We start from the raw sequence: 13,772 nt of genomic DNA on the forward strand, positions 1-13,772 counted from the left end.
GGTTGGTTTGTGAAATAAGAGTTTCTGTCATATAACGGAAATAATTTGTCTATATTTTATTTGCAAACTTTAAAAACTAATGGTGTGTGAGGAATCATGAAATGCGTAAATTAACGCTAGCAATGGCCGTTTTAGGTGGTCTGTCTCTTTCTGGTTCGAGCTTTGCTGCTACGGAAATTCAATGGTGGCATGCAATGGGTGGTGCTAATGGCCAAGAGCTAAATAGGATTGTCAAAGAATTTAACGATTCTCAAAATAAGTACAAAGTCGATCCTGTATTTAAAGGGACATACACTGAAACCATGACTTCTGCTATTGCGGCATTTCGTGCCCATAAGCAACCTGCCATTGTGCAAGTTTTTGAAGTAGGCACAGCCAGTATGATGGCGGCGAAAGGCGCTATCTACCCTGTCTACCAATTGATGAAAGACACCCGCGAACCGTTCAATCCAAAAGATTACCTCAGTTCCGTCACCGGTTATTATTCGGACCTAAAGGGCAATATGTTGTCGATGCCGTTTAATAGCTCAACACCGGTTCTTTACTACAATAAAGACATGTTTAAAAAAGCAGGTATTAGCTCACCACCAAAAACTTGGGAAGAAGTGGCTGCTGATTCTAAGAAGTTGTTAGCAAGTGGTGCTAAATGTGGTTTCACCACTGGCTGGCAGTCTTGGGTGCAGCTAGAAAACCTCAGTGCTCGACATAATGTTCCTTTTGCCTCAAACGACGATGGTTTTGCTGGCCTGAATACCAAGCTGTTATTCAATGGCCCTCTTCAAGTAATGCATATCACCAAAATGCACGAATGGCAAAAGAGCGGTATTTTCAGTTATGGTGGCCGTCGTAGTGATAGTGTACCTAAGTTCTATAGCCAGCAGTGTGCCATGTATACAGGCTCTTCTTCTGCTTACGGTGGCATGGTGAAAAATGCGAAGTTTGACTTTGGTGTATCGTCTTTACCTTATTGGGCAAGTGAAGTGAAAAAGCCGAGTAATACGATTATCGGCGGTGCGTCATTGTGGGTTCTTAGAGGCAAATCTAAAGAGCAGTACAAAGCAGTTGCTGCGTTTCTGCACTTCTTGTCAACGCCAAAAATTCAGGCAGAATGGCACCAGTTTACGGGCTACTTGCCCATTACTCATGCCGCTTATGAGTTAACCAAGAAAGAAGGCTTTTATAAAACTCACCCAGGTACAGACGTAGCAGTACTTCAGATGACTGCAAGCAAGCCAACGGTGAATTCTCGTGGATTGCGCTTGGGTAATTTTGTGCAAATTCGCGATGTAATCAACAGCGCTCTGGAAAGTGTCTGGAGTGGTCAAGCAACACCGCAAGCAGCACTGAATACTGCGGTAAAACGTGGTGATGCCTTGTTGCGTAGATTCGAAAGAGCGCATCAGTAAAATAATCCTTACTCTACTGGGTGTTTGTCATCCCCATCGGCGAAAGTCGGTGGGGATGTTGATGTTTGAATTTACCGAGCGATGCTATGTCCGTTTATTTTCCGCAAAAAAAGTTGCCTTATCTTCTTGTGTTACCCCAGCTCATCATTACGGCTATCTTCTTTCTATGGCCAGCAGGTCAAGCCTTTAAACAAGCGTTTTATCGAGAAGACGCGTTTGGTTTGAGCCAAACCTTTATTGGTTTTGGAAACTTTATCGATCTTTTTCAAGACCCGCTTTATTACAAGTCCATGGGGGTGACCATGGTGTTTAGTTTTTCCGTTGCGTTTTTCGGTATTGCTATCGCCCTGTGGTTAGCGGTGATGGCGGATCGTGTGATTCGTGGAAAAATGGCCTATCAAACCTTACTGGTTTGGCCCTATGCCGTGGCACCGGCTCTTGCTGGGGTGCTATGGTGGATTTTATTTGATCCCAATATTGGACCTATTGCGTTGTTTTTGGATCGTATTGGTATCCATTGGAATCACTTTTTAAATGGTGATCAGGCCATGATATTGGTGGTCATTGCGGCGACTTGGAAACAAATCAGTTACAACTTCTTATTTTTCCTAGCCGGTCTGCAAGCCATTCCGCGCTCTTTAATTGAAGCAGCTGCTATTGATGGAGCCGGTCCGTTTAAGCGGTTCTGGGATATCGTGTTTCCCTTGCTATCACCCACTACCTTCTTTTTGTTAGTCGTGAATCTGGTTTATGCCTTTTTTGATACGTTTGGTGTGATTGATACCACGACTCAAGGTGGGCCAGATGGCAGTACCAATACTTTGGTGTATAAAGTGTTCAAAGATGGCTTTATCGGTTTAGATAGTGGTGGCTCGGCGGCTCAATCGATTGTGTTAATGGCCATTGTCGGATTGATGACCGTGGTTCAGTTCCGTTTTATTGAGCGTAAGGTGCAATACTAATGATCGAAAATCGTCCTTGGCTCAAATTGTTTAGCCATTTTATTCTTATTGCTGGTGTGCTGATTGTAGCCTTGCCTGTATGGGTGGCGTTGGTGGGCTCAACCCAATCAGCAGGTAGCTTTGCTGACAGTGTGCCTCTGTGGTTTGGTGATCAAGGGGTTCAGAACTGGAGCCATGTGCTGTTTCATGCGGCAGGCAGTACCCTACAGATTCCTGTTTGGCACTTGTTGTTAAACTCGATGATTATGGCTCTGGGTATTACCTTTGGAAAAATCGCCATCTCGATGATTTCGGCTTATGCTATCGTGTTTTTTCGCTTTCCGTTTCGCTCACTGATTTTCTGGGTGATCTTTATTACTTTGATGTTACCAGTGGAAGTGAGGATTGTGCCGACCTATCAAGTCATTGCCAATCTTAATATGTTGAATTCATACAGTGGTTTGATTTTGCCCATGATTGCCAGTGCTACAGCGACATTCCTGTTTCGTCAATGTTTTATGTCCATGCCTGGTGAGTTAGTGGAGGCGGCTCGTATTGATGGTGCTGGCCCGATTCGTTTCTTTTTCGATATTTTATTGCCCATGTCTCGCACTAATATCGCTGCCATGTTTGTGATTATGTTTATTTATGGGTGGAATCAATATCTATGGCCATTGATTATTACCACAGACGATACTTATTACACCTTGGTGATGAGTATTAAGAATATGTTGTCTGTCCCAGATGGGGACATTGAGTGGAATAACGTGATGGTAACCACCCTATTGGCGATGATTCCCCCTGTGGCCGTGGTAGTTGGTATGCAAAAATTATTTGTAAAAGGCTTGGTTGACGCGGAGAAGTAAGTAATGACCGATTTAGTATTAAAAAACATTGGTAAAACCTACCCAAATGGTTACCAAGCGATTCCAAGTATCGATTTAAGCATTGAAGAAGGGGAGTTCATTGTATTGGTTGGGCCATCAGGTTGTGGCAAGTCTACCTTGCTGCGCATGGTGGCGGGGCTTGAAACCATTACCCAAGGGGATTTGCTGATTAAGGGAAATCGCGTCAATGAGAAAGAGCCAGCAGATCGTGATATCGCCATGGTATTTCAGAATTATGCTCTGTACCCCCACATGACCGTTCGGGCGAACATGGCCTATGGCCTTAAAAATCGAGGTGTCCCAAAAGAAGAGCGCGATACTAAGGTAGACAGTGTGGCAACCATGTTAGGGCTGGAAGAGTTGCTGGACCGTAAGCCAAATCAGCTGTCTGGTGGACAGCGTCAGCGTGTGGCGATGGGGCGCGCCATGGTGCGAGATCCTAAAGTCTTCTTGTTCGACGAGCCCTTATCTAACTTGGATGCGAAGCTTCGCGTACAAATGCGTGTTGAGATTCGTCAGTTACAACGCAAGCTGGCAACCACCACCTTGTATGTGACCCATGATCAGGTCGAGGCGATGACCTTGGCGGACCGTCTTGTCGTGCTAAATAAAGGGAAAGCTGAACAAATTGGCACGCCAATGGAGCTGTATAATAAGCCCACGTCGACCTTTGTTGCCGCTTTCATTGGGTCTCCGGCGATGAATTTATTAGACGCTGAGGTGACAGGTAAAGGTATTAAGCTGAATGAATCCATAGTGTTACCGTTCTCTCACGATTATCGAGGTAAAGTCATTTGGGGCATTCGACCTGAGCATTTAGTAGCGAGTGACGAGCAAAATGGTGATATCGCTTTGCAAGTACAGGCAGTAGAATCTCTCGGTGCAGAAACCTTGATTCACGGGGTGCTTGTGGGGAGTCAGCAAACTGATGGCTCAGCCGTGCCTTTGGTGGTGCGTTTGTCTGGCCCGCATTTGCCCGATATTGGGAGCCATCTTTGGTTCACTGTGCCAAGGGAAGATTGGCATCTATTTGATGCCAATACACAGCAACGACTATGATGCTTTCAGAGTGTCTTTAAGCGTCGTGCAATGAAGCCATTTTATCAGAGAGAGTCCAATGAAAAGCCCAAAAAAAGATATCATTAACGCGAAAGTGATGGGGCACCGTGGTGCCGCTCTATTGGCACCAGAAAATACCTTGGCGTCTATCCGTGCTGCCGCAGCGACCGGGGTGACTTGGGTAGAAATCGATGTGTATTTGATTGGTGAGGATGGTTTGATCATCTTTCATGATGATGAGTTGAGTCGTTGTACGAATGGTGTAGGGGTGACTCGTCAAGCATTGCCTGAATATGTTGCTGGATTGGATGCGGGTGGTTATTTCTCAGCGGAATTTGCCAGTGAAAAAGTGCCTACTCTGGTCGAAGCGTTAGAATGTATTCAGTCCCTTGGGTTAGGGTTGAACCTAGAGATTAAACACGATGAGTCCGATGTGGAGAACATTGTACCACCCGTCTTAGCCGCTTTAGATGCACATTGGAAAGATAACGATAAGTTGTTGATTTCCAGTTTTAACCATGGGGCTTTGCTGCTATGTCACCAACTGGATAAGACGCGTCATCTTGGTCAGTTGTATGGACCAATCCCAGAGGATTGGCAGACTCAACTTGAAGCCATACAGGCTTACAGTTTGAACTGTGACTATCGGGCATTAACACAAGAGAAGGCCCAAGCTATTAAAGGGGCAGGCTATCAATTGCTGTGCTATACCGCGAACGATATGGCATTGGTTGCCCAGCACTGGGAGTGGGGAATGGATACTATTATTACGGATGACCCAACCCGTTTTGCGCCTTTGTTGTGATTCATGGAGCAGGATTTGATTAAACCATTAGAAGCGCTGACGAAGAGCGATTGCCAAGCTGTTCGCTATATTCTCACCGATGTGGACGATACCTTGACCTGGGAAGGACGCTTGCCAACGGACAGTTTGGTTGCATTAGAGCAGTTAGCCTCTAGAGGCTTGACGGTTATTCCTGTTACAGGAGGGTGTGCCGGTTGGTCTGATATGATGGCACGAACTTGGCCCGTGGCTGGGGTGATTAGCGAAGGGGGTGGGGTCTTTATCCACAAAGAGAATTCAAGCTCATTAACCTATCAGTTCTGGCAGGATGAAGCTTTGATGACGACACAAAAAACAGAAATGCTTGCCATCGTGACGTTGGTTCTAGACCGTTTTCCTGCGCTACGCCTTGCTCGTGATCAAGCCTATCGCTTAACGGACGTCGCCATCGACTTTGCACAAGATGTGAGGCCACCAGCTATCGAAGCGAAAGAAGCCTGTTTATTGGCATTGAAAGAGCTTGGACTAAATGCGAAAGCCAGCTCTATTCATATTAATGTCAGTGGGGAAGGCTATGATAAATTTGCCATGGCCAAGCGCGTATTGAACCATGTTTATGGCTTGGGTGATGAGGGCTTTGCTGCTCAAGTTATGTATGTAGGAGATGCACCCAACGATGAAAGCATGTTCGAGCGTTTTCCCCTAAGTGTTGGGGTGGCGAATATTGCCGAACATCTTCCTAGCATGGCTTATGTTCCGCGTTTTCAAACGAATTTCCCCGGAGGATTCGGTTTTGCTGAGCTGACTCAGCATTTATTATCCTTGCGCTAGCGCTGTTTTTTCAAGGTGAATAGTCAGTTTGTTGTATGAAGCTTCAGCTTGTTGAAACGAAAAATCAAACATATGCGTTTCCTATATCTTAGAGTGATTCTTCATGTTATATAGTCGCCGCGTTTCGCGCATTTATAAAAGAATCATTTATGTGTATAGGGAGTTGCCATGCGTTTATATATACCTGTTGTTTTGGCTACATGTTGTCTTGTTATTCCACAAGTTTACGCACAAGATGCGCAACCTGCTGGAACAAAATCGACTCCTGAAGTCAAAAAAGAAACCATCCACAAGGCGGTTAGCTCTACATCAAAAGAGAAAACTGTTCATAAGCTGGTTGCTAAGAAACATCATAGCAAAGAAGTACTAGCTGCTCAAAAAGATCTGTTGACGTTGGGTTATAAAGAAGTTGGTCATGCAGATGGACTAATGGGCCGCAAAACAATGGCGGCTGTAAAACAGTTCCAAAAAGACCATCATTTAAAAATGACGGGCCATGTTAACAAGGCACTTGTGCACGAGTTAGCACACGCTGTTCATCTTAAAGCGAAAAAAGTAAGCTGATAAACGGATGCTCTAATCTGATGTTTGTCAATGTGCTTCCTCCTTACTAAAGGGGGAAGCTATGGCAATAGCCACCCCTCCTAATACCAAGCCGATAAAAATGTTAAACAAGACACCTAGGGTGCCAGTTAAAAAAGAAGAAGATAGTGCGTGGCTAGAGGAAATCGCATGTTCAATACCATGTAATAGAGGTAACCCGTGAACAAATATCCCCCCACCAACTAAAAACATTGCTACCGTTCCTACCACCGTTAATAATCTAATAAGCCAAGGGGCGCTTTGTAAAATCACATTTCCTGTGGTTTTAACAAGAGTGTGTTTGGATTTAAACAATGCGAGACCAATATCATCTAACCGCACAATTAGGCCCACCAAAGCGTAGACCCCAACCGTCACCACAAACGCAATAACGCTAACCACGAGTGCTTGAATTAAAATACTCTGATTTTCTACTGTGCCTAGCGCGATGACAATGATTTCTGCAGACAAGACAAAGTCTGTACGAATAGCTCCCTTTACTTTGATCTTTTCCTGTTTTTTTAGTGCTTCTTCGTCTAACTTGGGCTCGGTTTGTTTGATTTGTGCTGTAAGGCGACTCACGACGGATTGCTGGTGGGTTTTCTTGTGGTGGCGTTGTTTAATGCTGTGCAGCACTTTTTCTGCCCCTTCATAACACAGGTACAGTCCACCCAGCATGAGTATGGGCTGAATCAGCCAAGGTAGAAAAGCACTGACTGCTATAGCTAGAGGCACCAAGATGGCTTTGTTAACTAATGAGCCTTTTGCGACGGCCCACACCACAGGCAGTTCTCTGTCTGCGCTAAAGCCTGACACCTGCTCCGCATTGAGGGCGAGATCATCCCCTAATACTCCAACGGTTTTTTTTGCCGCCACCTTTGATAGCACAGCGATGTCGTCGAGTAACGTGGTGATGTCATCAAGTAGAGCCAGTAATCCTATCGACATAACAGATCATCCATCTGGTTTTGAATCTTGGCGTATTGTGCGTGAAAGCGCGAATAAAGCCAAACTCTGTGTCTTATTGTTCTGTGTTTTTGTATGTTCAGTCCCTCTTTTAAGTTGCGCTCGACTGTGCCTTGCGCGTTTTGGGCTGGACTTCGTCTATTTCTATGATGGCGCTGTGAAAGACGAGCTTCGCAGGGTAAACTTTGCGCAGTTTTTGTCGTTATGACGATAAGTTATGTTTCTAAAGTCTGTTTAGCAAAGGGGTTGTTATGTCTACTACTTGTCGTATTTGGCGTCGTTTGCAGGTGCCAGATCCGGTTCGCATACACCGTTATGAAAGCTTGCCGGAACAGGGACCAAAAGTCTTGTTTTTTAGTGGCGGCTCAGCGTTTAACAAAGCCAGTCGTGAGCTAAAGAAATTTACCCATCACTCCATTCACTTGGTAACACCATTTGATTCGGGTGGCAGTTCCGCTCGTTTGCGTGCTGAATTTGACATGCCTGCGGTGGGGGATTTACGCAGTCGTCTGATGGCGTTAGCGGATGAAACGGTGATGGGGCAGCCGGATGTGTATGCGCTATTTACCCATCGTTTTGCGCAAACGGATAGCCTTGACGTGTTAGCCGAGCAGTTACAACAATTGGTGGATGGTCATCATCCCTTGATTGAGCCGATTCCCAATCCCATGCGTGCTTTAATCCAGACGCAGCTAGCGGTTACGCAAGCGAAAATTAGCCCTGAGTTTGATTTGCGCGGGGCGAGTATTGGTAATCTGATTATTGCGGGTGGCTATCTGAATAATCAGCAACAGTTAGATCCTATCGTGTTTTTATTCTCACGAATTGTAAAAACCTTAGGAGAAGTGAAAACCATCTTAGATTCTCCCTTTCACCTTGGAGTGGAGCTAGAAGATGGCAGTGTCATTTTAGGGCAACACAAGATAACGGGTAAGGAACATGCCCATTTGGCCAGTCCGATTAAACATATTTGGTTAAATAAAGGCTTGCGAGGAGTGGTGCCGATTAATCGTCAAATTGCTGATGATCGACGTAATATGATCGCCACAGCGGATCTAATTTGTTATCCACCGGGTAGTTTTTACAGTAGTTTGTTGGCAAATTTATTACCAAAAGGGGTCGGACTTTCCATCTACGGTAACCCCAATCCTAAGGTATACATTCCCAATTTAGGCGTTGATCCAGAGCAAATAGGTTTGTCTTTAATGGGGCAAGTGGAGCGTTTAATGTCTGTGATTCAGCAAGATTGCGATGCCGAGTCTGCCGGCAATGGGTTTTCTGTTTTAGATTACCTTCTGCTTGATGATAACTATTATTATGGGACTCTTGATATTGAAAAACTATCCGAACTTGGTATTCAGGTAATCAAAACCCCTTTGATTCGACATAAGATGGACCGCTATGACGAGGTACTCATCGTGAAGGCGCTCCTGTCATTAACTTGATCTTATTAACATAACTCCACTATATTCGCGTGCCGATTGAGCTAAAATTATAAGTCATGTATTGATAGGTCGTTAATTTAATATCAAACAAGTATGGATTATCTACGTTGTGAAGATTGCTTTATAAGATTGTTTTTATACTTGAATGATATGGACTTCCAGGAAGAATGTATTAATGAGTACCCGTGTACTGATATGTGATGACTCAAGCATCGCAAGACGACAACTTGCTAAGGCCTTACCCGTTGATTGGGATATCCAGGTAGACTACGCAGAGAATGGACAGGAAGCACTGGATATTATCGCTTCAAGACCCATTGATGTGCTTTTTCTCGATTTGAATATGCCGGTCAAAGATGGCTATCAAACCCTTGAAGCTCTGCAGCATGTGCCTCAAGCTCCTCATGTCTTTGTTGTGTCTGGTGATGTACAGCCAAAGGCCGTGCAAAGAGTCAAAGAGTTAGGGGCAAGTGAATTCCATAAAAAGCCCATTAGGCCTGAAGTCATGCGTCAGTCTTTATTGGCGCTAAACCTAATGGTCAGTGACGAAACAGCTGCACGGCACTCTATCCCTAGCGACTTTGATTTAGATAACTTTTCTGTTTCGGACTGTCTGCAAGAAGTGTCAAATGTAGCAATGGGGCGTGCGGCGAGTGTGTTGGCGGATATGCTTAATGTTTTTATCAAGTTACCCGTTCCTTCTGTTCACATTCTCGAAGTTAGCGAGTTGCAGATGGCACTTGATTATACTAACCGAGGAGCGAGTTTTTCTGCGGTATCACAAGGCTTTGTTGGGGCTGGTGTGGCGCTGGAAGCTTTGTTGATTTTTAACGATGCCAGTTTTTCGGACATGGCAAAGTTGCTTGGTGCTTCCGGTAACCTTGAGAATACAAAAGAAATTGAGCTTCTAATGGACGTCGCGTCAGTGTTGGTCGGGCCCTATATGGATGCGCTGGGTAAGCAGATGGACATCGACTTTAGTTATGGGCATCCCTCTTTACTTGGTCAGCATGTTAAAATGGATAGCTTGATTAGCGCAAAAAAAGCCCAGTGGAAGCGTACGTTAACAGTAGAAATTGTCTACGAAGTGGAGAATTACAATATTTGCTGTGACTTGCTGTTGCTATTTACCGAAGACTCGGTACCGGTTTTAGAAAAACGTTTGTCTTATTTGGTTGAGGATTGAGTGAGTATGCAACGTCATGCAGAAGAGATAATGGAGCTGCACTGGTTATTTGATATGCTCAATCACATTGATCTTGGTCTTGTTGTGATCAATAAGCAATATCAAATAACACTGTGGAACAGCTTTATGGAAAACCATAGTGGAAAAAGTTCTACCGCCGCTAAGGGACAGGATTTTTTTGAACTCTTTCCTTCCATCGATAAAGCGTGGTTGAAACGTAAAATCGATAACGTATTTGGCTTGCGCACGTCTGTTTTTATCTCTTGGGAACAATGTCCGCATTTGTTTCCTTTTAAAAGCTACCGTCCTATTACTGGGCTGGCTGAAAAAATGTACCAAAATATCACGTTACGCCCGTTAACGAATGCAGATGGTACATTAGAACATGCGTGTATTGCGGTTTATGATGTGACGGATGCGGCGAGTAATAGAGTGGCGCTGTCGTCTGCGAACCGTCAGTTGGAGCTGCTAAGTAAGATTGATCCATTAACTGAGTTAAACAATCGCAGTGGCTTGGAAAAGGCGCTGGAACTGACCTTTAGTTCATTCTTGAAAAAAGGCACGGGGCCACACTCTTTGGTAATGATCGATTTGGATCGCTTTAAGGATGTTAATGATCAGCATGGGCACTTGGTAGGTGACCAAGTTCTTAAGGAGATTGCCGCCGAAATGATTGCCTCCACACGACGGGGGGATTTTGTGGCACGCTATGGTGGCGAAGAGTTTATCATGCTGCTGCCCAATACCGACCAACAGAGTGCCAAGTCCTTTTGTGAGAAATTACGTGAACGAATCGCTACGCGAGTGTTTGAAACCAAATCGGCAAGCCTTAAGGTCACAATTAGTTTGGGAATTGCTGAGCTGAATGAAAAAGATGGTAGCGCTTTTGCTTGGCTAAATCGGGCGGATCAGGCTTTGTATCAATCCAAAAAAGCGGGTCGCAACCAGTCCACAATATCCGCTTGATGTGTGCCTTTGCCTACATAGAGCTTGTATTGGCCTAAAATAGAATTTCAATTTCACTCTAAGTGTTTACAGAAAATCTTGTGCCCATCAAGCTGTTTGATGGGCACCGTGTTTACTCGCTGGTGATGCGCAACTGCTTTTCGATTGCCATGATCATCTTGACGGCAATGTCTTCGTTAGCCGCTGTTTCGATACCTTGCAGGCCTGGAGAAGAATTGACTTCTAGTACTAAGGGGCCTTTGTTTGAACGAATGAGGTCGACGCCCGCTACCTTTAAATCCATGGCTTTGGCCGCTTTAATGGCTAGGCGCTTTTCTTCTGCTGTAACTTTAATGAGCTCGGCTCGCCCACCTAGATGAATATTGGCACGAAACTCGCCAACAGCGGCGATACGTTGAATGGAGGCCACCACTTTGCCATCAATCACAAAACAGCGTAAGTCTTTTCCGCTGGCTTCCTTGATAAACTCCTGAACCAAAATGTTGGCATTGAGGCTCTTAAACGCATTGATGACGCTGTCGGCAGCTTTGCGGGTTTCTGCTAGAACAACACCTTTGCCTTGTGTTCCCTCCAGTAATTTGACGATTAACGGGGCTCCGCCGACCATATTGATTAGGTCGTCAGTATCGAGTGGCGAGTTAGCAAAGCCTGTAGTGGGGATCTGTATACCGTTGTCCAGCAATAATTGTAGAGAGCGTAGCTTGTCACGGGACTTTGTAATTGCCATGGAGGTATTTAAGCAATACACACCGAGTGATTCGAACTGGCGTAATAAGGTACATGCGTAGAAGGTTTTGCTAGGGCGAATGCGTGGGATGATGGCGTCTAAATCATTTAATAGACGACCACCACGGTAATGAATTTCCGGTGTGGTGGCATCGAGCTTCATATAACAATTTTTAATGTTTAAAAATTGAATTTCGTGACCACGAGATTCGGCCGCTTCAATAATGCGGCGGTTGCTGTACAAGTCTGGATTGCTTGCCAGTAAGCCAATTTTTAATCCCTCAGTACGCATTTCAGGGGCTTTATATAAGTTCGCTAAATCGTTTTGACAGCAGTCACCTAATAAGCAAGAACCTTCAGGGTCGACTAGAATTCGGCCGTTCATAGCCTCACGTCCCAACAGCATACGATAGCCCATGCTGTCGCGATCGGTGAGCGTGACTTCGATTGTCCAAGATTTTTCACCAATGGCTAAAGGGACTCGGATAACAGGACGTTTTTCCTTGTCGCCACTGGAACTTTTAACGACACGATGGTCGATAATTGGCGCTTCACACTGCACGGTAATTTTGCGGTTTTCCTGTAGAGGGTGCACTTCAAAGCTGGCCCATTGGACGCCGTCGCGAGTGAAAAAATGAATGTTGATCGCGTGAAGAGACGAGGTTTTTGCTCCAGAATCGATACGGGCTTTTACCGCAGGGATATTGATAGATGGAAAGGCGCACCATTCCTCACTACCGATGACCATTTTGGGTTCATTAAATTGATTCATTAATAAAACTCTTCATCGATTAACCGATTAGACCAAAAAATTAGGCGTTTTTTCGTCATAAAAAACGCCTATCGTTAGGCTGGTTTATAGCTTAAAACGGCCTTGAGGTTAAGTCTTAATTCCATAAACTTTTACAAGCAAAATAGTCGCCATAAGTGTAGGCTATTGTAATCGTCTACTGTCAGGATACTATGTGCATACTGGATTATCTAATGGAGTCATGAATGAATGGCCAACTAATACAAGAGTTGGAAGCGCTGGGTGGGGATTTATTGCCCGCAAGCCTTAGAGAGTGTGATGAAATTGTTATCGATCAGCCTGAATACCATGCTCGAATTGCGTTGTGGGGCGGTCATTTAGTGAGTTTTGTGCCAACTGGCCAGAAGGATCTTTTGTTTCAGTCTGCTAATCAGGGAGATCAAACGCGTTTCGGCCGCCGTCATTTTGGGGTGCCTGTTTGTTGGCCATGGTTTGGGGCCAATGAAAAACAACTGGATTACCCTGCCCATGGCTTGGCTCGTTACTTTCGCTGGCAATTTTCTGAAGCCGGACGCTTCAAAAATGGCGATGTGAAAATTGTACTACGTCTTGCTTCTGAGGATCATCCTTTGCTAGAAGAAATGTGGCCTCAGGCATTTGAACTGCGTCAGGTCTTCCGCTTTACTGGCGATGGGTTCAGTATCAACTTCTCTGCGGCTAATTTATCGGATAAGTCAATGGCAGTGACAGAGGCGTTACATACCTATTTTCATGTGGGAGACAATCGCCAAGTTCAGGTTCAAGGGTTAGATGGCGTGTCGTTTATCGATAAGCTCGACAACGGTGCTCGTAAAAAGCAGAGCGGTGTTATCACGCCATTTGAATGTCTGGACAGTGTGTATATTGATTCGCCTGATGAGTGTGTTATTGAGGATGTCAGCTTCGCTCGTAAGATTACCCTTCGTACAGAAGGCAGCCAAAGTACTGTGCTGTGGAATCCAGGCCCTGAACTGGCTAAAAAACGCGCGGATATGGAAGACGAGGATTATCGTCACTTTGTCTGTGTGGAAACTGCCAATGCATTAAACAATGGTTATGAGATCGCCTCTGGTGAAATGCATCAGCTTAGGCTATCTGTCACTGTTGAGGCACTCAGCTAATGGGGAACAAATAAATAAAGGTGGCTTAATGCTGCTCTTTGTATGTTGTTAAGGCGTATTGTCCCATTAAAGCCCGTGGTCA

Annotated in this window: 13 protein-coding genes and 1 pseudogene; 11 read left to right on the forward strand and 3 right to left on the reverse strand. The window is 44.9% G+C overall.

Translation table 11 applies throughout. From position 1 onward, the window contains the following. Positions 1 to 101: 101 nt before the first annotated feature. The 7 genes from ugpB (at position 102) to MSP8886_RS03130 (ending at position 6,472) form a co-directional block, all read left to right on the forward strand. Positions 102 to 1,406, forward strand: a complete 1,305-nt coding sequence (gene ugpB / locus MSP8886_RS03100) for a sn-glycerol-3-phosphate ABC transporter substrate-binding protein UgpB (protein WP_067012547.1) — start codon at positions 102 to 104, stop codon at positions 1,404 to 1,406. Positions 1,407 to 1,492: 86 nt separating this feature from the next. Then, positions 1,493 to 2,368, forward strand: coding sequence for a sn-glycerol-3-phosphate ABC transporter permease UgpA (gene ugpA, locus MSP8886_RS03105; protein WP_067012549.1), 876 nt, complete (start codon positions 1,493 to 1,495; stop codon positions 2,366 to 2,368). Continuing rightward, positions 2,368 to 3,213 (forward strand): sn-glycerol-3-phosphate ABC transporter permease UgpE, encoded by an 846-nt coding sequence (ugpE, locus tag MSP8886_RS03110; protein ID WP_067012551.1) that lies wholly within the window; start codon positions 2,368 to 2,370, stop codon positions 3,211 to 3,213. The genes ugpA and ugpE overlap by 1 nt, the downstream gene beginning before the upstream one ends. A gap of 3 nt (positions 3,214 to 3,216) precedes the next feature. Then, entirely contained in the window at positions 3,217 to 4,293 is a 1,077-nt protein-coding gene (locus MSP8886_RS03115; protein WP_067012553.1) for a sn-glycerol-3-phosphate import ATP-binding protein UgpC, read from the forward strand. A gap of 58 nt (positions 4,294 to 4,351) precedes the next feature. Continuing rightward, positions 4,352 to 5,098, forward strand: coding sequence for a glycerophosphoryl diester phosphodiesterase (locus MSP8886_RS03120; RefSeq protein WP_067012555.1), 747 nt, complete (start codon positions 4,352 to 4,354; stop codon positions 5,096 to 5,098). 15 nt (positions 5,099 to 5,113) lie between these two features. Continuing rightward, on the forward strand, positions 5,114 to 5,908 hold the full coding sequence (locus MSP8886_RS03125) for an HAD-IIB family hydrolase (RefSeq protein ID WP_245659015.1): 795 nt from the start codon (positions 5,114 to 5,116) through the stop codon (positions 5,906 to 5,908). A 168-nt stretch (positions 5,909 to 6,076) separates the two neighbouring features. Further along, the gene (locus MSP8886_RS03130) at positions 6,077 to 6,472 is read left to right on the forward strand and encodes a peptidoglycan-binding domain-containing protein (protein ID WP_067012558.1); all 396 of its coding nucleotides are present in this window, start codon (positions 6,077 to 6,079) and stop codon (positions 6,470 to 6,472) included. Positions 6,473 to 6,499: 27 nt separating this feature from the next. On the opposite strand, the gene MSP8886_RS03135 is transcribed toward MSP8886_RS03130, so the two are convergent. Then, positions 6,500 to 7,438 (reverse strand): DUF808 domain-containing protein, encoded by a 939-nt coding sequence (locus MSP8886_RS03135; protein WP_067012560.1) that lies wholly within the window; start codon positions 7,436 to 7,438, stop codon positions 6,500 to 6,502. Between the two features lie 269 nt (positions 7,439 to 7,707). Between MSP8886_RS03135 and MSP8886_RS03140 the strand changes: the two genes are divergently transcribed. The 3 genes from MSP8886_RS03140 (at position 7,708) to MSP8886_RS03150 (ending at position 11,053) form a co-directional block, all read left to right on the forward strand. After that, the gene (locus tag MSP8886_RS03140) at positions 7,708 to 8,901 is read left to right on the forward strand and encodes a GAK system CofD-like protein (RefSeq protein WP_067012562.1); all 1,194 of its coding nucleotides are present in this window, start codon (positions 7,708 to 7,710) and stop codon (positions 8,899 to 8,901) included. A 175-nt stretch (positions 8,902 to 9,076) separates the two neighbouring features. Then, positions 9,077 to 10,087, forward strand: coding sequence for a response regulator (locus MSP8886_RS03145; protein ID WP_067012564.1), 1,011 nt, complete (start codon positions 9,077 to 9,079; stop codon positions 10,085 to 10,087). A gap of 6 nt (positions 10,088 to 10,093) precedes the next feature. Further along, positions 10,094 to 11,053 (forward strand): GGDEF domain-containing protein, encoded by a 960-nt coding sequence (locus MSP8886_RS03150; protein WP_067012566.1) that lies wholly within the window; start codon positions 10,094 to 10,096, stop codon positions 11,051 to 11,053. A 112-nt stretch (positions 11,054 to 11,165) separates the two neighbouring features. Here MSP8886_RS03150 and rimK read toward each other — a convergent pair whose 3' ends face one another. Both rimK and MSP8886_RS22430 read right to left on the reverse strand, forming a co-directional pair. Further along, complete coding sequence (rimK, locus tag MSP8886_RS03155) at positions 11,166 to 12,071, reverse strand: 30S ribosomal protein S6--L-glutamate ligase (protein WP_217491324.1); 906 nt, start codon at positions 12,069 to 12,071, stop codon at positions 11,166 to 11,168. A 75-nt stretch (positions 12,072 to 12,146) separates the two neighbouring features. Beyond that, a pseudogene (locus tag MSP8886_RS22430) lies at positions 12,147 to 12,551 on the reverse strand (ATP-dependent zinc protease family protein); the annotation flags it as partial. Between the two features lie 224 nt (positions 12,552 to 12,775). Between MSP8886_RS22430 and MSP8886_RS03160 the strand changes: the two are divergent. Continuing rightward, positions 12,776 to 13,690 carry a D-hexose-6-phosphate mutarotase gene (locus tag MSP8886_RS03160; RefSeq protein ID WP_067012569.1) on the forward strand — a complete coding sequence of 305 codons (915 nt, stop codon included), beginning with the start codon at positions 12,776 to 12,778 and terminating at the stop codon, positions 13,688 to 13,690. Positions 13,691 to 13,772 lie beyond the last annotated feature (82 nt).

This window comes from Marinomonas spartinae, assembly GCF_900089775.1.
In the GTDB taxonomy this organism is placed as follows: Bacteria; Pseudomonadota; Gammaproteobacteria; order Pseudomonadales; family Marinomonadaceae; genus Marinomonas; species Marinomonas spartinae.

Bases quoted from the DNA above. Each gene is read 5' to 3' on its own strand.
- ugpB (WP_067012547.1), top strand. From the start codon at position 102: ATGCGTAAATTAACGCTAGCAATGGCCGTTTTAGGTGGTCTGTCTCTT.
- ugpA (WP_067012549.1), top strand. From the start codon at position 1,493: ATGTCCGTTTATTTTCCGCAAAAAAAGTTGCCTTATCTTCTTGTGTTA.
- ugpE (WP_067012551.1), top strand. From the start codon at position 2,368: ATGATCGAAAATCGTCCTTGGCTCAAATTGTTTAGCCATTTTATTCTT.
- MSP8886_RS03115 (WP_067012553.1), top strand. From the start codon at position 3,217: ATGACCGATTTAGTATTAAAAAACATTGGTAAAACCTACCCAAATGGT.
- MSP8886_RS03120 (WP_067012555.1), top strand. From the start codon at position 4,352: ATGAAAAGCCCAAAAAAAGATATCATTAACGCGAAAGTGATGGGGCAC.
- MSP8886_RS03130 (WP_067012558.1), top strand. From the start codon at position 6,077: ATGCGTTTATATATACCTGTTGTTTTGGCTACATGTTGTCTTGTTATT.
- MSP8886_RS03135 (WP_067012560.1), bottom strand. From the start codon at position 7,438: ATGTCGATAGGATTACTGGCTCTACTTGATGACATCACCACGTTACTC.
- MSP8886_RS03140 (WP_067012562.1), top strand. From the start codon at position 7,708: ATGTCTACTACTTGTCGTATTTGGCGTCGTTTGCAGGTGCCAGATCCG.
- MSP8886_RS03145 (WP_067012564.1), top strand. From the start codon at position 9,077: ATGAGTACCCGTGTACTGATATGTGATGACTCAAGCATCGCAAGACGA.
- MSP8886_RS03150 (WP_067012566.1), top strand. From the start codon at position 10,094: ATGCAACGTCATGCAGAAGAGATAATGGAGCTGCACTGGTTATTTGAT.
- rimK (WP_217491324.1), bottom strand. From the start codon at position 12,071: ATGCGTACTGAGGGATTAAAAATTGGCTTACTGGCAAGCAATCCAGAC.
- MSP8886_RS03160 (WP_067012569.1), top strand. From the start codon at position 12,776: ATGAATGGCCAACTAATACAAGAGTTGGAAGCGCTGGGTGGGGATTTA.